Origin of the sequence: Flammeovirga yaeyamensis, assembly GCF_018736045.1 — a bacterium.
GTDB lineage: Bacteria > Bacteroidota > Bacteroidia > Cytophagales > Flammeovirgaceae > Flammeovirga > Flammeovirga yaeyamensis.
This window is the reverse complement of sequence record NZ_CP076133.1, coordinates 593,218-617,278: the sequence shown is the minus strand read 5'-3', so window position 1 is coordinate 617,278 and position 24,061 is coordinate 593,218. Positions and strand designations below refer to the sequence as shown.

The window sequence follows — 24,061 nt, the reverse complement described above, 5'->3', positions numbered from 1 at the left end:
GTACAATAATTCAATTTATTCAAAGACCTGATTTACGCTGTTATCAAAAAAGCGATTCGCAAAAACGATCTTTTGTAGTTCTACAATGGAAGTACAATTCAATTTTTTGACAATGCTTCTTCTGTGATTTTTTGTGGTGTTGATACTGATAAAAAGTTTGTCGGAGATATCCTGATTGGAAAGACCTTCCGAAAGGTAAATGGCAATATCTTTTTCTCTATGGGTAAGATTTTGATAATTGTCTTTACTTCTTTTATAATTCGTATGAAGCTTTTTATAATGCTCAAAGATTTTCTTTTCCTTTTTACCTGTTACCGGAAAGCAAGTGATTATTAATTCTTGGCATCGCGTTTTTTCCCAAAGTGTATAAAAAATCAACTCTTCATCGAGATTTATCAAATAGAAATAGACGGGAATACTCATGATTTTCCTAAGAGGATCACTTAGAAAATCTGTTGCTTCTGACTTTATCAAAAATGATTTTGAAATAAGATCATCCTCATCAATACCACATAATGAGGTCGCAATTAATTGATTTAATAAGTATTCCTCGAAATCAAGGAGGTTAAATTCCTCAACCTTCGAGGTATACTGTATAAGGGCTGAATCTGTATTTTTTGTTTCTTTTGTAGTTAGCATTCTAATGTAACTTTGACTATTCAGTTACCCTGATGTGCTGATAAAAAGCAATCAGTGTATAGTAATAGAATGTGTGGTTTAAGTCAAAAAACCCTATGCAGTAAGAGTTATATTTTTTGTATTCGACAGTTATGATTTGACTTAATGATTAATTATAAATCACAAAAAACGACTTTACCCTATACAATGTAAATAGCTACAATTTGCCTTTTTAGTAAATAACATTAAATACAATCTAGAAAATGGAAAGCTCCGTTTCTGTGGTGAATCGTTCTAGAAACTTCATTCCTCTATGGGAATTTCCATTCTCGTTTAGATTCGGACTCCATACACAAATACAATATTTTTCGGGGTGAACGGCCACTATACCTCCGCCTACTCCCGACTTGCCCGGCAACCCTACTTTGAAAGCAAACTCTCCGGATTCATCATAAAAACCACAGGTTTGCATAATGGCATTGATACGTTTAGACTGACTTAAATTCAAAACTGAACTACCATTTTTGGTTCTGAATTTCCCATCCATTAAAAACTCGAAGGAGTGAGCCAATTGTTGACAATCCATTTCGATGGAACACATATGAAAGTAAAAATCGAGTACCTCGTTGGGGTCATTATCAATGTTCCCGAACGATTTGATAAAATTACAAAGCGCAATATTTCGATAACCTACTGAAGCCTCCGATTGAGCTACTGTTTCATTGTAATATACTTTATCACTCCCACTTACCTCACGCACGAATGAAAGAAAATCGAAAAGAGGGTTCTTCAATTGTGATAAAAGCATATCACAAATTACTAAGGCCCCACCGTTTATAAATGGATTTCTTGGAATGCCATTATCCGTTTCTAATCGAACTAAGGAATTGAAGGCACTACCCGAAGGTTCCACTCCCACTCTTTTCCAAATAGAATCACCCAACATTTGATAAGCCAAGCTTAATGAAAGTACTTTCATAATACTCTGAATAGAAAACTTCGTTTGCCAATCTCCTTTACCATAAGTATCATTTTCAGTCGACATAAAATACACCCCAAATTGGTTGGGATCTACTTTAGCCAACTCGGGAATATATCCAGCAGGAGCTCCTAAGTTGTCTCCCGTTATTATTTCTTCGTAGATCTTATCGATAATCTCTTTATGGTTAGTAATTCTGTGCATGTGTTATTTCATTTATTGGTATTCATATGACATTGTTCCGGTTTTGTAAAAAGTCCTGTACGGACGTTGCACTGCAACGTCCCTACGTTAACTCCTTACTCCTAATTTATAAACATACCACCCCACAAACAACAGTCCCAACAATAATCCTGCAAGTCCTTCACCATTAATCAACATCACATTACCATCTACAATTCCAGGATTATGCATGTAGATATTACCTAAAATAATAGGGTTATAGAAATTCCATACATAGTGAAAAATCATTGGAGGCAAAACGTTTTTAGATTCAAACCAGGCGTAAGCAAATGGAAATGAGAAGACAAATACAGCTCCCATCTGAAGAATCATAACTCCTAGTGGATGTTCGAAATTAGTTACTTTAGCCAACATATAAACAATTGGAGCATGCCATAATGCCCATACAATACCTACTATTATCATAGCCTTTACTTTGCCTAAAGACTCCGCTAAATTAGGTAAGAGGAAACCTCTCCATCCGTATTCTTCACCAAAAATTAGTAATAAACCCATTCCCATTCCACCTAATGTAGGCAGCGTATATAGGTTTTCTAATTTATCCTGATTCAATGTTCCGAAACCAAAAGTGATATGGATAACAGCCAATAAACCGATAAATAATATGGGATAAAGAAAGGCAAACAATGTACTCTTTGCATTTAATCTTCCTGCCAGGGGTTCGATTACTTTTTTTATTGATTTGTAACGAACAGCATTTAGTATAATACCTACCACCGCTGGAATAAACATACATAAGGCGAACATACCTATAGTACTTTCATCTTGAAAAATAATGGCTGTAAAACTCCACGTTAATATTAAGGTGATGGCAATAAAGATTGAAGCGTATTTTAATGAACTTTGCATCTGATATTTTAATTGATTGAAGTAAATTATGAATCGATAATAGAGAGGCATAAAAATAAGAAAAGCTGCACGTATTTACATCTATTCGCATTATTTATTCAAAAAAACTAATTGATACCCCTTTTTTCTTATCCACGATATAAGCAGAGTGTAGCATAGATTTTCTGTTGTACTTCTTATTTTACTTTAAGATTAACTAAATTTTGAAATTAAACTTAAATGCCACAAATTCGCATTTATAAATGGCTCTTTATATACTAAATCTAGTGTCAATTTCGTCATATTACTAAACACATAACCTACAATTATGAAAAACTTCCTGAGCTTGATAGGCGTTATGCTCCTATCTCTAACTTCGTTTGCTCAAAATCCATTATGGTTACGCTATCCTTCCATCTCTCCTGACGGAACTCATATTGCATTTGCCTATCAAGGTGATGTCTATGTTGTACCCACTAGCGGCGGTGAAGCAAAAGCAATTACGACTCATGTGGCTTACGATTTTTCTCCGGTATGGGCACCGGACAGTAAGCACATCGCTTTTGCATCGGATAGACATGGTAACTTCGATTTATTCCTAACTACTGTGGATGGTGGACATCCTCAACGTTTAACGTACAACTCTACTTCTGAAATCCCATCATCATTTACTCCTGATGGCAAGCATGTTTTATATACCGCTCAGATTTTAGATGATGTAAAAAGTGCTCAATTCCCTTACGGTCGTCTAGGAGAATTGTATAGCGTTTCTGTGGGCGGTGATCGTCCAGAACAAGTACTGACAATTACTGCAGAACATGCACAATACAATGCGGATATGTCTAAGATCTTGTATCAAGATAAAAAAGGGTACGAAGATCCATGGAGAAAGCATCATACGAGTGCGGTCACTCGCGACCTTTGGGTATACGATGTAAACACAAAGAAACATACACAGATTTCTGATTTCAAAGGTGAAGACAGAACGCCTGTATTCTACAGCAACGACAGCAAAGTAGCTTACACAAGTGAGGTGGATGGTACTTTGAATGTATGGACAATGAATGCGGATGGTTCGAATAAAAAGCAGATCACTCAACTAAAAAATCATCCGGTGAGATTCTTATCGGCAGCATCAAATGATTTATTCTGTTTTGGATATGATGGAGAAATTTACACTTTAAAAGAGGGTGAACAACCTAAGAAAGTGGAAATTAGCATCAATTCAGATCATAAAGTCAATAATATCTCTTTCCAGAAAAAATCGAGTGGTGGTTATGGTATATCCGTATCACCGAATGGTAAAGAGGTCGCATTTATTCTTAGAGGTGATGTTTTCGTGACTTCTACAGATTATAGAACAACTGTTCAAATTACGAATACTCCAGAACAAGAGCGTTCGGTTTCTTTCTCTCCTGATGGCCGTTCATTGGTGTATGCTGGTGAGCGTGATGGTAGCTGGAACATCTACCAAGCTAAATTAGGGAATGAAGATGAGTTGTATTTCATCAATGCAACTGATATCCAAGAAGAGATTGTTACTGCTGAACCTGCAGAGGAATTCCAACCAAAATGGTCGCCTAAAGGTGATGCCATTGCTTACCTTGAAGAAAGAACAACACTTAAAGTCATCAACTTAGAAACGAAAGCTAAGAAAGTAATTCTTCCAGGTACTTTTAACTATTCCTACTCAGATGGAGATCAAGCATTCGATTGGTCACCTGACGGTAAATATTTAGCGGTTCAATATTCACCAAACCTTTGGACATCTACTGACATCGGTTTAGCACAGGCAGATGGTGAGGGTGAAATTATCAACCTTTCACAAAGTGGTTACAATAGCTACAATCCTCGTTTCGTGATGGACGGTAAAGCCATTGTCTTTGCCAACGATCGTTACGGTTACAGATCACATGGTAGCTGGGGAGCTGAGTCTGACGTATTTGGTATCTTCTTAACGAAAGATGCTTTCGATGAATTCCAACTTTCTAAAGAGGAGTATGAATTGATGAAAGAAGCGAAAGAGGAAAAAGAGAAGAAAGAAAAAGAGGCGAAGGAAGAAGCGGATAAATCAAAAAAGAAGAAAAAAGGAAAGAAAGACGCTGCTGATGAAAAAGAAGAGGAAGAAGAATTAAAAATTGATTTCGACGGTATTCAAGATCGTTTATTAAGATTGACGATCAACTCTTCATTCTTATCTGATTTCATCTTAACAAAAGATGGTGATAAGTTATATTACATGAGTCGTTTTGAAGGCGGATATGACCTTTGGAAAAAGGACATCCGTGAGAACGAAACGAAGCTTGTATTGAAATTGAACGGTGGCGGAGGTAACCTTCAATTTGATAAAGACGGTAAGAATATTTTCTTTGAGACAGGCGGAACATTTGCTAAAATTGATGTAGCTTCTGATAGCAGAAAAAACATCTCTTACAGTGCAGAATATTACCTAGATCATCAAGCAGAACGTGCTTACATGTTTGAGCATGTGTGGAGACAAGTGGATAAGAAATTCTACGATCCTAAATTACATGGTGTGGATTGGGTATTCTATAAAAACGAATATGCGAAATACCTTCCTTTCATCAACAACAATTACGATTACTCGGAAATGTTGAGCGAAATGTTGGGTGAATTGAACGGATCGCATACAGGTTGTCGTTTCTACCCGAGCAGCAAAGATGGTGATGCTACGGCTACTCTAGGAGCGTTCTACGACGCTAATTACTCTGGTGATGGTCTGAAGATAATTGAGATCATGGAAGGTTCTCCACTTGCTCAGATCGAAACTGAGATCAAAGCAGGTATGACAATTACTTCTATTGATGGTCAAAAAATCGTGGCTGGTCAAGATTACTTCCGTTTCCTAAACCACAAAACAGGTAAACCTACTCGTTTGGAATTAGACGATAATGGTAGTAAGAAATTAGTCGTTGTAAAACCTATCAGTAAAGGCAACGAAAGCAACTTGCTTTACAAACGTTGGGTGAAGCAAAGAGAGAAAGAAACGGAAGAAGCATCGGGTGGTAAAATTGGCTATGTTCACGTGAGAGGCATGAACAGTTCTAGTTTCCGTACGGTGTACTCTGAAGCTTTAGGTAAAAACTACAAAAAAGACGCTTTAATTGTCGATACTCGTTTTAACGGCGGTGGTTGGTTGCACGATGACTTGGCTACTTTCTTAAGCGGTAAAGTATATTGTACTTTCGCTCCGAGAGGTCAGAAATTCGGTACAGAACCAATCAACAAATGGTCGAAACCATCGGCTGTGTTGTGTTCAGAGGGTAACTACTCAGATGCACACGCCTTCCCTTACACTTACCAAACACTTAAAATCGGTCCACTAATCGGTATGCCTGTTCCGGGTACGATGACAGCCGTTTGGTGGGAACAACTTCAAGACGGTTCATTGGTATTTGGTATTCCTCAAGTGGGTGTTCAAGACTTGAAAGGTAACTACTTAGAAAACCAACAAGTGGAACCTGAATACAAAATCGCACAAGATAAAGATGTGGTGGTTGAAGGAGAAGATCAGCAGTTGAGAAAAGCTGTAGAGGTGTTGATGAAAAAGTAAGATATATTATTTGATATACATGGAAAGGCCGTCTGCTCTTTGAGAGTAGGCGGCCTTTTTCTTTTCCTAAATCTTATAAATTAATATATTTGTGCTACAAAAAACTTTACTAATTACTCACCAATTATGAATAACGATATTCTGACTTCTAAAAGTGACTCTAAACTGCTTGAATTTTGTAAAAATATCCCTCATCTCAATCAAAGTTTGAATGTGAATATTATTACTGAATATCAAGTTGAAATAGACCAAAACCTTTTTAAGCAAGCTCTATTAGATTTAAATCATAAACATGAAAGTTTGTCTCATCTCTATCAAAAAGTAGATGATGATTTTTTGAGATTTCCGAATTTAAAAATTAATGAAAGTGACTTTTTCACTTTTATAGATTTATCTTATGAGCCTGAACCTCTTCAATATTTTGATATTGAATATCAAGAACATACGCAAAGAGAATTTGATTTAATGATAGAGCCGGGCGCTCGATTTATTCTTTTTAAACTCAGTGAAAAACACTATCGAGGCTTATTAGTAGGACATCATTTAATATGTGATTATATCAGTGGAATTATCTATATCCAAAGTATTTCAGAGCATTATGATCGACTTCTAAATGGAAAAGATTTATTAAACGAAAGTGATGATTTTGAAGCAATTCGAATATGCAATAAAAAAACAGATGAGTATAAAAACGAACAACTGATAGAAGAATTAAAACAGTATGATTCTCCTAATTTGGGTAGAAAAGATTATCAGATGTATGATATGTGCTCTACTGTATTTGATATACCTGAAGGAAATAAAAAGAAGGTAGAATCTTTTTGTATTGAAAGAAATATTAAACCTTTCCATTTCTATTTAACTACCTTCCAGGTTTACATTCAAAAAAAGGCAAATTCCAAAAAATTTATTGTTGGTCTCCCTATAGATTTAAGGGCTAGTAAAAAGTACAATAAAGCCCTTGGCTATTTATCTAAACCATATCCACTTCAGGTAGATATTTCTGATACAACCACTTATTTAGACCTACTAAAGCAAAACACCAGAAGTATAATTAAAGGTATCAGAAATAAATACATTAATTATAACGATAAGACATTATCTGACAACTCCTTACCCAAGATAAATACGCTATTTAATTATTTTGAAAGTACTCACCTAAACAACCCTCAACATTATCTTCAATTTGATATTATTCAAAAGGGTTTTCCAAAAGCAACTACTGACTTTTGGTTATCAATTGATCAAAAATTAGATCGTATTTCTATAAAAGGAGAGTTTAACAAAAGTTGTTTTGAATTAGCGGATGTAAAGCAATTTGAAAATGTTTTTTTAGACATCATAACCACTATCATAGAAGATACTACATCGCCGATACTCCAAGAAGAGAAAGAATGTAAAATGATTATTTCGAGTTCATTTTCAATCAATCCACTTGATGAAATGACAATGGAGTTAAAAGAAGTTTTCCCATTTAATTATACACTCCATCACACTCCCTATAATCAGGTAATACAGTTTCTATTAGGTAATGATATAGACATTTCTTCAAACGATAGTATTTGCTTATTTCTTCGGTTGGAAGATTTCTACTTCTATGGAAATGATGAAAGTAAGAGTTTTTCTTTTATTGTTAATCAACTGATAGACAGTCTTGATTATTCTATTGAAACGAAAGGAGTGATGCACACTATCATTATTGCTCCAACGAAAGAATCTCAAGATTTAAAAAAATATTACAATCAGTTTATTACTTCTATAAACTCAAAAGAAAGTGTAAATCTCATCGATTTAAGAGATCATTATGATGATACTATCTTTAATGATGAAACCAATAAAATAGCACACATTCCATTTCAAAAAGACTTTTATAAAGAGCTTGGTAAGACCCTATTGACCGATTATTATCTTCAAAAAGCAAAACCAATTAAGGTGGTTATTTTGGATTGTGATAATACGCTTTGGAAAGGCATCTATGGTGAAGATGGAAAAGAGGGCATTCAAATCACTCCTCATCATAAAAGATTTCAACAGAAGATCATCGACTGTTATCACCAAGGGATCCTCATTGCTTTAGCTTCTAAAAACAACGAAAGTGATATACTTCATTTTATCGAACACTCTGAAGAGATGTTATTGAAAAAAGAGCATCTTGTGACTCATAGAATCAATTGGAATGAAAAAACAGATTCGTTAATCAGTATTGCAGAAGAGCTTAATTTGGGCTTAGATAGTTTTGTTTTTATTGATGATAACAAAGTGGAAGTTGAAAAAGTGAAACTTCAATTAGCAGGAGTTCTTACCTTTCTTTTTCCTTTAGACGGACATCAGATAGATCGATTTGTTGATGAAAATCTGGTGTTTAAATTATCGAAGAAAAAATCATCTCTTGTTAATAGAACACAGCTTTATCAGGAAGAAAAACAACGTAAGGTAATATCATCAAAATATTCTTTAAAAGAGTATATCCAACAATTGAATTTAACTATTGAGCAGGAAGAAATCAATGGTGATAATGCTTCTAGAGTAAGTGAATTAACACAAAGAACGAATCAATTTAATTTGAGTTTTCATCGTTTTTCTGAGAGAGAAATAATTGATGGAATTCAGAATAAAAAGATCAAGGGAATTCTAATCTCAGCTAAAGATAACTATGGGGATTATGGAACAATAGGGCTAATTCTTTACGGCATCGAAGGAGATACTTTAGAGGTCATCAATGTATTATTGAGTTGTAGAATTTTAGGAAGAGGTATAGAAGTTCATCTAATAAAACTGCTAAAGGAATTAGTTAATGATCATTGTTGTAAACACATCACTTTTAGAGTAAGCGTTCAAGATCGAAACCTACCAGCACAAACTTTTATACAATTTTTAGGATACAATGTTAGTGATGGTAAAAACAAGTTTACCATTTCAAAAGAGGATTTCAATAACATCGATGAGAATGAATTTTTAGAAATAAAGAAATCATCAAATAAGAAAAAGGACAAAATATTAGTTCAGACGAATCGAAAACTAGAGAATAGATTCTTGGAATATCTGATAGATAACAAGAGGAGCAAAAAAGTTGATATTTTACCAAATAAACAATTGGAAAGCATTTGGTTAAAAGCAACAAAAAGTGACTCCATTGATCCAGATATTTCATTTTTAAATCATGGTGGCACTTCTTTGGAGGCTGTTTTTCTACTTATGGAAGTCAATAAACTTTTTAAGTTAAATCTTTCTATAGGAGAAATTTACACACATAATACTTTTAACAAACTGAGTGCTTTAGTTCAGCAAAATCAACATCAAATAGTAGATCATCCTTCATCTCTTTTAGAGGACATTTACAAAGACATAGATCTCAGTCTTCAAGAATTTCCTTTTAAAGACAATTCAAAAAAATTGGTGAAAAACTATTCGGTTTTAGTTACAGGAGGAAGTGGATTTGTAGGTATTCATATTGTTAAGCAACTTTTATTAGATGAAAGATATACTGTTTTCTGTTTGATGAGAAAAGGAAATTCAGTTAGTCTTCTATCGAAGTTCAAAACATATTCTGATGAGTATAAAGTCCCTTTTTCAGAGAATGAGTTAAATAGAATACAATTAATTGAGGGGAACCTTGGAGTAGAAAAATTCGGATTATCCGATAATAAATGGAATCAATTGGCAGAGAACATCACTGAAGTAATTCATTGTGGAGCCAATGTCAATTTCTTCGAACCTTATCAAAATGTTCGGGAGGTAAATGTCTTGTCTAATCTTGAGTTATTAAAACTATGCGATACTGGTGCTCACAAAAGAATTGTCTATGTCTCATCAATGGGTGTTTTTCATAGTACGAATAACACAAAGTTGGACTATTTGGATGAATCGAACATGACGGGTAACCCTCTAGATCTTCATACCGGGTATCAACAAACAAAATGGGCAGCAGAGAAAATTTATTCTAGAGCAATTGAAAGAGGTTATGATATTACTATAGTTCGATTAGGTGTAGTTTCTCCAAATACCAAAACCAATGCTTATAATCGATCAGATTTTTTCGTCTACCTCCTAAGTACAATTTTAGAATTAGGGATTGTACCCGATATGCGACCTATTGACTTTATCGATGTTCAAGATGTTTCAAGAGTTATCACTTCACTTATATGTCAAGATAATTTTAACTCAGGGCAGTTTATCAACCTTGTAAATCCTTCCACTTTATCAGTTAATCAGCTATCCAATCTTTCAAGGTTTTATGGTGAAAAACTTGAAGTAGTAACGTATCAAAAGTGGTTAGAAGTGTTATTTGATTTTCTTGATAAAAACCCTGAACACGAATTAAATAAATATTCGATTTTCTTAAAAAGTACTGATTCACATGACTCTTTAATTCATTCTATTTTATATGCTCCAAAGGTAAAATCATCGAATCTGAGTTCTATTCTACATCAAAATGATATTGAATTGAAAGAAGTTAGCTTTGAGCAATTATTTCAACTAAAAGATACTTTTAGAGCTGTTGATTTAATTAAAAGCAACTCCATCAAAGAGTCAGATAATGAAATCAATTTATTTGGTTTTAAAGAAAAGATGAAAGGTGATATTGTTCTTGATTCTAAAGAACACCTTCACGCAAAAAGCACAATCATTTTAGATTTAAAAGGGCACATTGCTGATATCGGTGAATTATTAGTAAAGAAAAAAGTGTATTTAAGCGGCTCTATTTTTATTGAAAAAATTAGCCCTAATGAACTTGAAATTAAAAATGGTTTTCTAGAAATATTACCATTCAACGGTTATACTCCTTTCCATAAAGATGCCTTGGTATTTATTAGATATCAATTAGAATTAATAAGTGACAATAAAACATATATTCTTAAGGGAGATAAGCTTAACCGATATTTCTCGGATATTTTTTATGAGCTTTCGACAATACACCTCACTTTGCAAGAACCTGATGGAAAAACTTGGAAAGGCATGGCGTCTATCCCAATTCAAGAAATATTTAAGGAACAGACTAGACATTTAGAAACTCGAAAGGATCTAAATCACAAAGAAAAATTTAAGGTAAGTATTCTTTGGATGGGCTTTTTAAGTTACTGTGCACTGAAAAACTATTTGAACCTCTATTTAAGAAACCCCATACTCGATAGTAAAGACTTTAAAGAAATGTTGAAATATATTCCTCCTTTAAAACGGAATACTGATCTCTATTTTAGAATAGTAGACAAATTTAAAGGCTCCCAAATTCTATCAAAAGTAATCAAGTTTCAACGAAAAAAATGGCTAAAATAATGACTGACTTCAAAACATATAACATTAAAACTCAAGATGGTGTATCACTGACTTTAAAAAGATACTGTAAATCCAAAAAAGGAGATAGTGTGCTCATGCTTCATGGTTTAACAAGTAATTCTAAAACATTCGATAGTGGTTATTTTAAAAATATGAAAGACTACTTTTTAGAAAACGCATACGAAGATGTTTGGATATTAGATTGGAGAGGAAGTAGTATTTATAAAGATAAATACACTAACAAAAACCACAACATCGATGAAGTTGCCAATTATGATATTCCAGAAACTGTTGAGTTCATTCAGTCAATCATAGGCGTAAATAAATTACATATCGTCAGTATTTGTATTGGTTCTATGGCACTTTCGATGTCATTAGTCACTAATAAATTAAAAAATATTGAGAGTGTAACTTTAGCCACAATGGGGTTATATCCAAAATTGCCTGACAATGTTTTATACAAATTATATGCAATTCCAACTATTGCGAAAAAGTTGTTGAATTTAAAAAAATTAGAAGTAGTTGATAAAAAGATTTCGTTAAAATCAGGAAACTATTTACTCAGTTTGATGGCTAAATTAAATAACAAATGCCCTAATGCTACTTGTAGAAATCTAAATTATTTGTGGGGAGACGGGAGTTACAATACTTTATTTAACCATGATAACCTAACTAAAAAAGTGCATGATAATCTCCAAGAATTTTTTGGTGCTGTTTCCCTATCCTATTTCCAACATATTAAACTGATGTTGATGAATGCAAGCGTTGTTTCCCAAGATGCGTCTATCAATTATCTCGACTTATCGAATAATTTCAATACTCGAGTTTTGTTAATCACCGGAGAGGATAATCATGTTTGGTATGATTCCACTCAAGAATATTTCAAAATATTAGAGACCTATTTCACAACGGATAATTTTGTACTCAAAACTTTCCCAAATTATGGACATTGGGATATTTACACAGGAAAAAATGCCTATAATGATGTTTTCCCTTCCATTCTAAAGTTTATGAATACTAAGAATGAAGATGGCATAACTAAAGTCGAAGTAAACGAATTTTCGATCTAGCAGATGAAAGGAATAGATAAGTGGGAAATCAAAATATTTTTAGTCATATAAATTAAAATTCCCACTGTTTTATAGTATATTAAAGTGACAATAGACACGAAAACTTTAACTATAAAACTCATGAAGAAGTTGCTTTTTACTTCATTAATGTTTCTCGCATTAATGGGATGTAATCAACATCAAGAAAACAATCAATCTAACAATTCTGACGACGCTTTACTAGACTATGCTAAAAAAGATATCAAACCTTCCGGAAATGCTTTGGAATGGCGATTTATAGGTCCTGTAATGGGAGGTCGAGGAACGAGTGTTGAGATTAGTCCTGTCGATGACCAAGTGTTCTACTTTGGATCTGCTTCTGGTGGTTTATGGAAAACTGAAGATGCAGGACAGTTCTGGGAATGTATCTCTGATGGTCAAATTAATGTTGGGGCAATTGGTGCTGTAGCTATTGCACCTAGCGATCCAAATATTATGTATGTAGGTACTGGTGAACCTCAAATGAGACACGATGTCTCTTATGGGGACGGTGTTTACAAATCGACTGATGGAGGTAAAACCTTTACAAATATTGGTCTGCCTAAATCCTATCATATTTCTAGAATACGCATCCACCCGAAAAACCCTGATATCGCCTATGTTGGTGTTTTGGGGAGTGCCTTTGGATACAACGAAGAAAGAGGTCTATACAAAACAACAGATGGAGGAAAAACCTGGGATAAAGTACTTTATCAAAGTGAAAAAGCGGGTGTGATTGATGTCGTGATGGACCCTAACAATCCAGAAACACTTTATGCAGCAACATTCCAGTTTATAAGAAAAGACTGGACGGTGGAAAGTGGCGGTAAAGATTCAAGACTTTACAAAACGACAGATGGAGGAAAAAATTGGACAGACATTTCTAAAAACGAAGGGTTTCCTCAAGAAATTTTGGGGAGAATGGGATTGGCGATTTCAAAAGCCAACTCCAACATCATTTACTCTTTAACCGATACTGAAACTAAGGACGGTATTTACCGTTCGGAAGATGGTGGTAACACTTGGGAATTAGCCACTGATAACGCCAACTTAACGGTTAGGCCATTCTACTTCAATCATTTATATGCTAGTCCACACGATGCGAACGAACTTTGGGTATTGACCAACAAGCTTTGGCAATCTGTGGATGGTGGAAAAACTTGGACACAAAGAAGTGGTACAAAAGATGATTTCCATGATATGGTCATCGACCCTAAAAACCCAAGAAGAATGATTGTAACCCACGATGGAGGAACTATGGTGTCTATGACAGCAGGTAAAACTTGGAGTGGTACTTACACCCAAAGAACTTCTCAAACATATCGTGTGCATGTTGATAATCAGTTTCCTTATAATCTTTACACCAACTGTCAAGATTTAGTGGGCTATAAAGTACCCTCTGCTTCTTTCTGGGGTGGTATTCCTTTATCAGAAACTGAGGTGTATGGATCGAGTGAAGCAGGTTTTGCGGTTCCTCATCCAACAGACCCAAATACAGTGTATCAATTTAATGCTGTATCTATGGCTGGTTTTGGTGGGTTAACTGTTACCAACTTAAGTACTCCATCTTATGCAGAAAGACATGTTTATTCCAACTGGGCTTTCGGAACGCCAGCTTCGGAGTTTAAATACAGATTTGGATGGATGTCTGCAGTAGCTACTTCTCCTTGGGACGATGATGCTTTGTACTTTGGTGGTAACCACCTTTGGAAGACGACTGATAAAGGGATGCATTGGAAAAAAATCAGTCCAGATTTAACGACCAATGACCCTGAGAAATTAAAACTTCCCGGAGGTAAATTAGCTGTAGAAACTTCTGGGGCTGAAATTGCCTGTATCATCGTTCGTATTGCTGTGTCTAAAAAGAAAAGAGGAACGATTTGGGTGGGAACTGATGATGGTCAGGTCCATATCACCAAAAATGAGGGAAGAAAGTGGACCAACATTACCCCTAAAGAGTTACCAAAGGATAGTAAAATTCTGGAAGTTATCGAATCGAATCACAATCCTGCACATGCCTATATTGTGGCATCAAGAATTAAGGGAGCAGACGATAGAAGCCCATATATATACAAGACAGAAAACTATGGTACTTCTTGGACTAACCTTTCCAAAGCATTCCCTCAAGGCGAAATTACGCGTACAATTTGTGAAGATAATGCCGTTGCAGGATTATTATGGGTAGGTACAGAAACTGGGATTTTCACTTCTAAAAACGATGGAAAATCATGGACTCGAATGGAAAATGATTTCCCGAGAGTGCCCGTATATCATATCATTCAAAAAGAAGAAGACTTAGTTGTCGCTACACATGGTAGAGGCTTATGGATTTTGGACGATGTAACTCCTATGAGAGTTCTAGCTGATAATACCACTAAGCTGATCAAACCAAGAGATACGTATCGTTTTGGGTACCATTGGTGGCAAATATATGGTGGAGGAGTATATGGAGGTCAGAAAAACTACTTTGTTCAAAACCATAGACCAGGACATACTTTCTACGAGTTAGGTATGGTGAATGGCGAAATGAAGAGAAAGTACATTGATGCCGGAGATGCAAAACCCAATGGTGTCATTATTTATTACAACCTAGCAAGTGCATCAAAAGACACAAAAATTACTATTGCTGAAACAAATGGTAAAGAAATCATATCGTTCTCGGGAGATGCTATTTCTCAAAAAGCAGGCTTAAATAAGTTTGTCTGGGACATGAGGTATCCGAATGCATTGGCCATTCCTGGCAAACCAAAGCCAAACGTTCGTCCGTATTGTAAACCAGGTAAGTATTTAGTGAAACTTTCGGTAGGCGGAAAAGAACAAACACAGGAGTTTAAGGTGTTCATGAACCCTAACGAAACTTATACTCAAGCCGATGCAAATGCTCGTTTTGCCTTATGGATGAAAATCAGAGATAAATATTCTGAGGTAAGTGAAGCCATTATCGAAGCTCAAAAATTAGCCAAAAACTCTAATAGCGAAGAGGTGAAAAAAGCTGCTAAAGCACTTGAATCGAGTATGACGGCGGTGGGAACGACATTGGTTCAAATCGCAAACGAAAGATCTAAACTTTTAGCTAAAATACAGGCGGTAAATGAAATGCTTATTTCATCTGAAGGGGCTCCAAGTCAGGGAGCCAAAGATGCATGGAAAGATTACGAAACTCAAATAAATGCTGAATTAGCTAAGTGGAATAAAGTGAAGGCTTCGATAAAATAAATTTCAAAGTACAAGTGCTCGAAAGAGGATCAAACCTTAATTAGTATACATGTAAAGAGGCGGTTACTACAAAGAAAGTAACCGCCTCTTCTTATTTATTCATCTGTCTCTCTAATCACATCATGATTGGTGAAAGGCAAACCACATTCCCTTGCAACCCTCTTCCCTCTCTTGTTATAAATAACCCGACATTTATTGACATGCATATAATTTTCTTTCCCGTACTTATCCTTAATCTTCCGACAACCGGGACCAATTTTTTCATTATTGCAGGATGTTAGGAGTATTATCGATAATACAATACTTAAGTTCTTCATGGTTTCATTTTTAGCTGAGTTAAGATATGCTTGCTGTTAAGAAGGGAGATAGGCGAGCAGTATCCCTACTTTTGAATTAATAAAATTATGATTACTTTTACTGACCGATCGGTCAGTATAGAAATATGAGTGATAAAAGAATAAAAGTAATTGAGGTAGCCACGAGGTTATTCTCCGAAAAAGGATTTGATAATACGAGCATCTCTGCGATAGGAAAAGAAGCAGGTGTATCGAAAGCGTTAGTGTTTCATCACTTTCAAAATAAGGATAATCTATTGATTGAAGTATTTAAGCAAAGTACCAATGTGATATCAGAGTACTCGAAAAACAATAAAACAACTTCTGTAGATCAGTTGATGGAATTGTTGAATACATTTTTCGATAGACTGAAAGTCGAAAAAGAGTATTTCCAATTCAGTATCAACATATGTATCCAACAGAGCACTCGAGATCTTCTGCATGATTTAATCGCTGAGCGATCAGCTGGGATTCAAAAGTATATACAACAACTCTTTGATGCATTAGGCATAGAAAATAGTCTCGCCAAAAGCTATATGCTTATTGCAGAACTTGACGGTATTGCCATCAATTACATCTTTGCTTTTACTCACTATCCGTTTGAAGAAATTCGACAAGAAATGATCGGTAAGTATCAACTGCTTATTCAAAATACAAAGACTAAATAATTAAAATCAATGATCATGAACTTTTCAATTAAAGGCATCGACAAAAGTGAATATCAAGAAACCATTGAGGTGTGGGAAGCATCAGTAAGAGCAACACACGACTTCATTTCGGAAGAAGACATTCAAACGTATAAACCACTAATTCTCAATCAATATTTTGATGTTGTAGAACTACGCTCAATCAGAGACGAAAACAACAAAATTCTAGGGTTCTCTGGAGTGGCAGAACAGAATATCGAAATGCTATTTATCGACCCTGCCTACCGTGGTAAAGGACTTGGCAAAATCTTACTCAACCACTGTATTGAGGTACTCGATTGTTACAAAGTGGATGTAAACGAACAGAACACTCAAGCAGTTGGGTTTTATCTTAAAATGAATTTTAAGACAGTGAGACGTTCTGAAGTGGATGGAGAAGGGAAGCTTTATCCGTTGTTGCATATGGAGGTGAAGGGTTAAGTTACTACTAAAATTTCCTCATTTGAAATGATTGATCTGTTTAAGTTTTCTTTAAATTGAAAGTTGGAAATTAAATTTTATGGAAAATTCAATCACAGATTATAAAAACACATTGCTATCTATCAAAGATAGAGTAAAGAAAGCCCAATATAAGGCATACAGTCATGTCAATTCTGAAATGATTTTGGCTTATTTGGATATTGGAAAAGTGTTATCAGAAAAAACAAAAGTTGGTTGGGGCACTTCTGTGATCAAACAACTGTCTAAAGATCTTCAAGCTGAATTTAAAGGAATGAAAGGTTTTTCTGACCGTAATCGATGAAGAATTAACTGTTCAAGAAATTTGGCCACAAGCTGTGGCTAAATTACATTGGGTACATATTGATCTTGTTTTTAGAATAAAATAAAAAAGAGTTTGAAAGATTTATAGAAAAAGAAACTTACCTTCAAAAATTAGTCTCCAAAAAATGCTTAAAAGCTGATATTAAAGAGCAAGTCATCAGCGATTATTTATTTACCAACAGTAAACCTCTTCAATCTGACATTATAGATGCTTTTGAATAGAAAACGAGGTTGTTAGCAAAGAAAGTTATGGATAAAAAGGGTTTTAACGAGTCTTTTATTAGTGGTTTTTAGAAATATATATGATTATGCAAGACACAGAATATTCAATAATAAATGAGTTTGTAAAGGATATTGAAAGTAATACTTTTAAAGTAGCCCCAAATATTAAAAAACTAATTAAAAGAGATAATTTCCTTAACAATATATATAGATTAGATAAGTTTTTCTTTGAAAATAAATTTGCTTATATCACAATTGATAATTTTATGGAAGTTATTTCCAAGATCAAACAAATACATGGTATAAAAAATAAAGTGTATAATGATTTTAATATTTGGTCTAAAAATAAAAGTTATCTAAAGAGACAACAAATTTGGGATGAAAAAATAGCTTTTAAGAAAAATCAATTACAAAAGGATTTAGGATTTATTGATGGGGGGAATGGAATTTATAAATCTTTCTTAGGTAATGATAATCTCATTAGTTATTTACAATATAAATTCTCATCTATTGATCAAATACAAAAGAAAGAAATGAACTATCCTCTTAATACAATCTTATATGGCCCTCCAGGCACAGGCAAAACATATTCTACAATTTCAAGAGCAGCTTCAATAATTAGTAGTGAAGAGATAGAAGATTACAATGAGGCGAAAAGAATATTCAATAAACATAAAGGTGACCAAATAGAGTTTATTACTTTCCATCAAAACTATAGTTACGAAGACTTTATTCAGGGTTTAAGACCAGATACAGGAAAAGAAAATCAATTATCATTTGAAAAGAAGGACGGAATTTTTAAAAAGATAGCTAATAGAGCTTTAGAAAATTTAAAAGACTCTGAGAAAACAATAGAAGAGTATTCAAAAGGTCAAGCATTTGAAGAAGCATTAAAACTTTTTTGTGATAAAATTACAGATAGAGATGAAGAAACTCTTTTTGATATAACTGATAATGTTGCAATTATTGAAGTAGAAAATGATGCTTTTAGATATAATGGCATGAATTGGAATAATTCCAATGGACATAGAATGAAATTTGATGACTTAAGAATCTTATACAAAAATAACATCAAAGAGAGAAAGTCGATCAAAAGGTTAGATAATGTTTCTGGTTCAGCTAAACAACATGCTACATATTATAATAATGTCTATCAAGAGATTATTAAATATCTACCTAAAAATACTATTAGTAAGGTAACGAAAGTAGAAAAGAAAAACTACGTTATCATTATAGATGAGATTAACAGAGCCAATATCTCAAGAGTTTTTGGAGAACTAATCACACTAATTGAACCTGATAAAAGATATGGAGAGGAGTTAGCTTTATCATCTACTTTACCATCTGGCGATGAGTTTACAGTACCTTCCAACCTCTATATAATCGGTACAATGAATACGGCTGATAAATCTATTGCCTTACTTGATATCGCCTTGCGTAGAAGATTTGAGTTTGAATCATTATATACAAAATATGATATTGATGGTATTAATGAATCTGAGATTCTAAAAAGTATCAATGAGAAGATCATCAAAATGAAAGGTCATGATTTTCAAATCGGGCATTCTTATTTTATGAGTAAGCCTTTTGATCTTAAAAAGACCATCAACAACAAAGTTATTCCGCTTCTACTAGAGTACTTCCTTAATGACGAGAAAGAGGTAAAAGAGATATTAGTACATGCAGGATTTGAAGTAGATGCAGAAGCTTGGCCTCTAAAAATAAAATAGCTCGATGATTAATCTTTTTGAATATCAAAACAAGGTTGTTGCAGATGATGTTGATCTTGAAAGTCTGGATTTATTCTTAGATGAAATTTGGGTCAATAGAGAAGTTAATTCCTTTTATGAGGAGAAAGGTGGATCCAAAGTGATAGAAACACAACGGTTCATTCAGACTTTGAATAAAACGAATGAACTGAAATCTAATAAATATGTTGGTGTAGTTCAGTTTGAAGGACACATTATCAATTTATTGCCTAAAGTCTTTTATCAAGAAGGAAAGAAGTATTCCAAAAGTGAGATTGGCCAAATGCAGAATCACATTTTATGGTGGTTGAGCTACTGCAGGAAAATAAAGTTTCCAAGCTATCAAACTACCTTAGGTGATGTAAAAAGTGATTTTTTCGAAGTGCTCATCTATCTATTTTCTAAGTATACACGAAAGCTACTCGCAACTTCTATTTATCAAAATTATGAGGAGCAAAGCAGTGAATTAAATCATATCAAAGGCAGACTCAATACGAATGAATATATCCGTCAAAATCTATCAAAAGGAAATTGGCATAAACTGAATTGCTCTTATGATGCTTTTGTGATGGATAATAAGTTTAATCGTATCATTAAGTATGTGGCTAATCTACTTTTCACTGTAACCCAAAACAGCGATAACAAAAAGTATCTCAGAGAGATATTATTCTTTTTAGATGACGTGTCGGATGAGCAAGCCACCGCTTCTCAATGTGAAACAATATCTTTTAATCCTGTTTTTGAAGAGTTTACTACTGTAAGAGATTATTGTCAGTTATTCTTGAGTAATGCTATATCTTTTAGCTACAAAAATGAGCTAAAACTATTTGCTTTTCTACTTCCAATGGAATACGTATTTGAAGATTTTATCTTTGGTTTTATTGAAAGGGAGCTTGAAGATGTTACAGCAAAGGCACAAGTGTCTAGTACGTATTTAGACACAAAGAATATTTTCAATTTAAAGCCAGATTTATATCTAAAGACAACTTCAAAAAGTATTATTGCTGATACAAAATATAAAATAATATATTCAGATGAATCGGATCCTAAAAAAGGGATTTCTCAAAACGATCTTTATCAAATGTTAGCGTATGCTGTAAGATTTAAAATTGATGAGATCATTCTTTTCTATCCGAATACAATCAATAATTATCAGGAAGAAATAGCTCATTTAACAATAAAAGATGAATGGGGTAATGGTAAAGAAATCAATATTAAAGCAATACAAGTTCCATTCTTAAGTAATGATATATTTGATAAAACATTAAACAAAAAGGAAGAACTAAAACATTTATTCTTACCACTTGAAACTTCTTTAAAGGATAAATTAAATTATATCCTGGGAAATATGGTTTAATTATTTGTCAAGTTTTTTAATTCAAACCCAGTTTGTTTAGGAACTTCTTTACATAAACAACTTTCAAAAATCTTCAAACTAAGTTCAGCATTTATGATCCTAATCTGTGTTAGATTTGACCGTTAAAGAAATATTGCCACAAGTTGTGGCGAAATTACAATGAGAAATATTAATCTGTTTTTCTATTCAATTATCTTCTCAAGGTTTATGAAATAAAGATTTAATATAAATAATGTTGAGAGAATAAAAATAAAAAATTAACGATTCTCACATGCTAAAAATCAACAACAACCTAATTGAAAACATCAAAATTATAAGTAACAAAGATTTATTAGTTGGTCTATAAATAGACTCGCTAACCGTTTCAAGACACTTGATTCAAATACACAAAGTACTACAAGATTTTTTGGAAAAGTTTGAAAAGTAAAAGCTATGGACTCTTTCTAAAAACAAAAACCCGAAAGCTTGATATACAGAGGCTATCGGGAATACTATTTTACAAATTTAATATTTATTCGATGATTATAAGCACTACTTCAACTCCACAACAACCACATCACTCCTCAACTCTCCAACACTCACATACACTTTCCCGCTCCCCACTTTATCCTTCGCTCTCACCATCGCCAATGCTCTACCTTTATGCGATTTTACATGATCGGTAGTATGAGGAGAAACATTCATCTCCGAGCCGTTATCGACACCAAGTAAGTCGAGTTCTTCTGATACGTGGAATTTCACTTCCTCAGTCGAGTTTTTGATTTCGAATCCATTCTTATCGAACATTTTTACAGTGATGTGGGCCACATCGTACTGATTGGCTCTCATTTGTGTTTGATCTGATGATACTTCAATTTTGGCTACTTTACCTACCGTGTGAAGTACATATTCCTCGACTTTTTTGCCTTTGTTGTAACCTAACACTTTCAATTCACCTTTTTGATAAGGCACCAACCATTTGATAATATTGTCGGCTTCTTTAAAATCGGCTAGTGACTGTTTACCCAAGCTTTTGCCATTTAGGAACAGTTCCGCTTCCTCGCAATTGGTGTAGGTTTGTACTACGATTTCCTCTCCAGCTTTGTAGTTCCAATGCTCGTTGACCTTGTACCACTCCCATAATCGAAGTTCAGCCCAAACCGGCTTTTCTTTTAATTGGATATCGAATTTCCAACCACCTTTCTTAGTGTAGGAGAATTCCGATTCAGAAGCTGGGGTCGTTACCATATACACCTTAGGATCTTCTTTCCATAGGCATTCGAAGAAATGACCTCTTGGGTTCTTGAAACCGGCAAAGTCGAACATTGAGATGTTTAAACCCTTTCTTGGCCACAACCCTGCCTCACCTAGGTAAGCAAAGCCTGTCCATACAAAAATACCTGGGATGAAATCTCTTTCTTGCACTGCTTTCCACTCCGAATACGCTACCCAGTTTTCCGAGCCCAACATCATTTTGTTAGGGAAGGCTTCGTGAGCGGCATCGTAATCGATCTCTCTATAGTTTAATCCTAAAATATCTACGGCATCGGCATATCCACTTGCGAAGGCAATCGACGGACGAACACTTCCACAAACGGTCGGACGGGTCGTATCTTCTTCTTTCACCCATTTCGATAATTGATGAGCGATGATCGATAGGGAATCTACCCCACCAGTTATTTTTTCGAATACAGGTTTAATCACAGTAGTGTCGAATGTTGGTGTATCCTCATACTCTCTGATGCCCTTTTGAAGCTTTGCATACGTCTGAGAATATGCTGGGAACGTCCATTCAATCTCGTTACCGATACTCCACATTATTACCGATGGATGGTTATAATCTCTTCTAATCAAGTCTTTCAGATCGCGTTCTGCCCACTCTCTAAATACTTCAGGATAGCCCTCTGATATATCAATTGGTGCTTTCTGACCACCTAAGCAGGTGAGCATTTTTGCCTTAGGCACATACCATTCATCAAATGCTTCGTTCATGACTAAAAAGCCCATTTCGTCACACAAATCCATTAATAATGGAGAATGTGGATTGTGCGCCATACGGATGGCATTTACACCTACCGATTTCAATTTCTTCAAACGGAATACCCAATGATCTCTCACTGCTGCTGCTCCAACTGCTCCAACATCATGATGCAAATTGACGCCTTTGATCTTCACATTTTTTCCATTGAGGAAGAAGCCTTTTTTCGAGTCGAACTCAAAGTCTCTGATACCGAATCTTTCTTCTGTTTCATCCACCAACTGACCATTATCAAATACCTGAAGTTTTGCGGTATATAGATGTGGCTTATCAATATCCCAACGTTTTGGTTGAAGTACTTGAAGTTTCTGATCGACTACATCACCCGTTAAAGCTTTGGCTTCACTTTCGGCAACTACCTGCTGGTTTTCGTCCATCAGGCTCACCTTCACAGAAGTACTATTTGATACTGCTTTGATGCTCGTTTTCACTCGAACGGTTGCTTCTTTATCAGATACTTTGGGGGTTTCGATTTGCACGCCCCATTGTGGGATATGTGTTTTCGAAGTCTTCACTAAACGCACATCACGATAGATGCCCGAACCTGTATACCATCGAGAATCAACAAAGTTGGAATGATCCACTTTTACGGCAATCACGTTTTCTTCTCCAAAGTTGATATGTTCCGATAAAGCATAAGAAAAGCTCGAATATCCGCTAGGTCTGAATCCTAATTTTTTCCCGTTGATAAAGACGGTAGAATTACAATACACACCATCGAACTCTATCCATATTTCTCTGTCTTTATCTGATGATGGAACGGTAAAAGTCTTTCGGTACCACCCGATTCCACCTTCTGTAAAGCCGGTACTTGAAGCACCTTTGTCTTTTTGATAACCACCTAAGATACTCCAATCGTGAGGCAATCGGATGTCTTGCCATGTGGCATCGTCGAAAGACGTATTTTCTGCATTTTGGAGATCGCTTTTTATAAACTTCCAATCGAAGTTAAAATCGTCTACCGTTCTCTTTTGGACTTGCGTACAAGATGATAACGATAAGAAAAGAGTAATAAAAAATACTATTGGTTTCATACTTTAATTCATCTGTTAGTTGAGTTTCGCTTTTTTAATCTTGAAAGCAAGGTAAAAGA

Annotated in this window: 13 protein-coding genes; 9 read left to right on the top strand and 4 right to left on the bottom strand. The window is 34.6% G+C overall.

What is annotated here, in order from left to right:
- Positions 1 to 15: 15 nt before the first annotated feature.
- From KMW28_RS22565 to KMW28_RS22555, 3 genes are all read right to left on the bottom strand, one after another.
- Positions 16 to 639 carry a response regulator transcription factor gene (locus KMW28_RS22565; RefSeq protein WP_169662119.1) on the bottom strand — a complete coding sequence of 208 codons (624 nt, stop codon included), beginning with the start codon at positions 637 to 639 and terminating at the stop codon, positions 16 to 18.
- 235 nt (positions 640 to 874) lie between these two features.
- On the bottom strand, positions 875 to 1,801 hold the full coding sequence (locus KMW28_RS22560; RefSeq protein ID WP_169662120.1) for a glutaminase: 927 nt from the start codon (positions 1,799 to 1,801) through the stop codon (positions 875 to 877).
- An 87-nt stretch (positions 1,802 to 1,888) separates the two neighbouring features.
- Complete coding sequence (locus KMW28_RS22555; protein WP_169662121.1) at positions 1,889 to 2,689, bottom strand: CPBP family intramembrane glutamic endopeptidase; 801 nt, start codon at positions 2,687 to 2,689, stop codon at positions 1,889 to 1,891.
- 307 nt (positions 2,690 to 2,996) lie between these two features.
- Between KMW28_RS22555 and KMW28_RS22550 the strand changes: the two genes are divergently transcribed.
- The 9 genes from KMW28_RS22550 to KMW28_RS22510 all read left to right on the top strand — a co-directional run bounded on the left by KMW28_RS22550 (position 2,997) and on the right by KMW28_RS22510 (position 20,951).
- Positions 2,997 to 6,242, top strand: a complete 3,246-nt coding sequence (locus KMW28_RS22550; protein WP_169662122.1) for a S41 family peptidase — start codon at positions 2,997 to 2,999, stop codon at positions 6,240 to 6,242.
- Positions 6,243 to 6,368: 126 nt separating this feature from the next.
- Positions 6,369 to 11,516, top strand: a complete 5,148-nt coding sequence (locus tag KMW28_RS22545; protein ID WP_169662123.1) for a thioester reductase domain-containing protein — start codon at positions 6,369 to 6,371, stop codon at positions 11,514 to 11,516.
- Positions 11,504 to 12,586 (top strand): alpha/beta hydrolase family protein, encoded by a 1,083-nt coding sequence (locus KMW28_RS22540; RefSeq protein WP_169662124.1) that lies wholly within the window; start codon positions 11,504 to 11,506, stop codon positions 12,584 to 12,586. The genes KMW28_RS22545 and KMW28_RS22540 overlap by 13 nt, the downstream gene beginning before the upstream one ends.
- A 120-nt stretch (positions 12,587 to 12,706) precedes the next feature.
- Positions 12,707 to 15,820: a WD40/YVTN/BNR-like repeat-containing protein gene (locus KMW28_RS22535; RefSeq protein ID WP_169662125.1), complete on the top strand. Its 3,114-nt coding sequence runs from the start codon at positions 12,707 to 12,709 to the stop codon at positions 15,818 to 15,820.
- 442 nt (positions 15,821 to 16,262) lie between these two features.
- The gene (locus KMW28_RS22530; RefSeq protein ID WP_169662126.1) at positions 16,263 to 16,823 is read left to right on the top strand and encodes a TetR/AcrR family transcriptional regulator; all 561 of its coding nucleotides are present in this window, start codon (positions 16,263 to 16,265) and stop codon (positions 16,821 to 16,823) included.
- Positions 16,824 to 16,838: 15 nt separating this feature from the next.
- Positions 16,839 to 17,282: a GNAT family N-acetyltransferase gene (locus KMW28_RS22525; protein WP_169662127.1), complete on the top strand. Its 444-nt coding sequence runs from the start codon at positions 16,839 to 16,841 to the stop codon at positions 17,280 to 17,282.
- Between the two features lie 79 nt (positions 17,283 to 17,361).
- Complete coding sequence (locus KMW28_RS22520; RefSeq protein ID WP_169662128.1) at positions 17,362 to 17,604, top strand: DUF1016 N-terminal domain-containing protein; 243 nt, start codon at positions 17,362 to 17,364, stop codon at positions 17,602 to 17,604.
- Positions 17,605 to 17,932: 328 nt separating this feature from the next.
- On the top strand, positions 17,933 to 19,576 hold the full coding sequence (locus KMW28_RS22515) for an McrB family protein (protein WP_183363892.1): 1,644 nt from the start codon (positions 17,933 to 17,935) through the stop codon (positions 19,574 to 19,576).
- Between the two features lie 4 nt (positions 19,577 to 19,580).
- The gene (locus KMW28_RS22510) at positions 19,581 to 20,951 is read left to right on the top strand and encodes an McrC family protein (protein WP_169662130.1); all 1,371 of its coding nucleotides are present in this window, start codon (positions 19,581 to 19,583) and stop codon (positions 20,949 to 20,951) included.
- A gap of 531 nt (positions 20,952 to 21,482) precedes the next feature.
- Here the strand turns inward: KMW28_RS22510 and KMW28_RS22505 are convergent.
- Positions 21,483 to 24,002: a glycoside hydrolase family 2 TIM barrel-domain containing protein gene (locus tag KMW28_RS22505; protein ID WP_169662131.1), complete on the bottom strand. Its 2,520-nt coding sequence runs from the start codon at positions 24,000 to 24,002 to the stop codon at positions 21,483 to 21,485.
- Between the last annotated feature and the right edge of the window lie 59 nt (positions 24,003 to 24,061).

What these genes read in the sequence shown, in the direction of transcription:
- KMW28_RS22525 (WP_169662127.1), top strand. Translation starts at nt 16,839, where the DNA reads ATGAACTTTTCAATTAAAGGCATCGACAAAAGTGAATATCAAGAAACC.
- KMW28_RS22515 (WP_183363892.1), top strand. Translation starts at nt 17,933, where the DNA reads ATGCAAGACACAGAATATTCAATAATAAATGAGTTTGTAAAGGATATT.
- KMW28_RS22565 (WP_169662119.1), bottom strand. Translation starts at nt 639, where the DNA reads ATGCTAACTACAAAAGAAACAAAAAATACAGATTCAGCCCTTATACAG.
- KMW28_RS22505 (WP_169662131.1), bottom strand. Translation starts at nt 24,002, where the DNA reads ATGAAACCAATAGTATTTTTTATTACTCTTTTCTTATCGTTATCATCT.
- KMW28_RS22530 (WP_169662126.1), top strand. Translation starts at nt 16,263, where the DNA reads ATGAGTGATAAAAGAATAAAAGTAATTGAGGTAGCCACGAGGTTATTC.
- KMW28_RS22535 (WP_169662125.1), top strand. Translation starts at nt 12,707, where the DNA reads ATGAAGAAGTTGCTTTTTACTTCATTAATGTTTCTCGCATTAATGGGA.
- KMW28_RS22540 (WP_169662124.1), top strand. Translation starts at nt 11,504, where the DNA reads ATGGCTAAAATAATGACTGACTTCAAAACATATAACATTAAAACTCAA.
- KMW28_RS22555 (WP_169662121.1), bottom strand. Translation starts at nt 2,689, where the DNA reads ATGCAAAGTTCATTAAAATACGCTTCAATCTTTATTGCCATCACCTTA.
- KMW28_RS22520 (WP_169662128.1), top strand. Translation starts at nt 17,362, where the DNA reads ATGGAAAATTCAATCACAGATTATAAAAACACATTGCTATCTATCAAA.
- KMW28_RS22550 (WP_169662122.1), top strand. Translation starts at nt 2,997, where the DNA reads ATGAAAAACTTCCTGAGCTTGATAGGCGTTATGCTCCTATCTCTAACT.
- KMW28_RS22560 (WP_169662120.1), bottom strand. Translation starts at nt 1,801, where the DNA reads ATGCACAGAATTACTAACCATAAAGAGATTATCGATAAGATCTACGAA.
- KMW28_RS22510 (WP_169662130.1), top strand. Translation starts at nt 19,581, where the DNA reads ATGATTAATCTTTTTGAATATCAAAACAAGGTTGTTGCAGATGATGTT.
- KMW28_RS22545 (WP_169662123.1), top strand. Translation starts at nt 6,369, where the DNA reads ATGAATAACGATATTCTGACTTCTAAAAGTGACTCTAAACTGCTTGAA.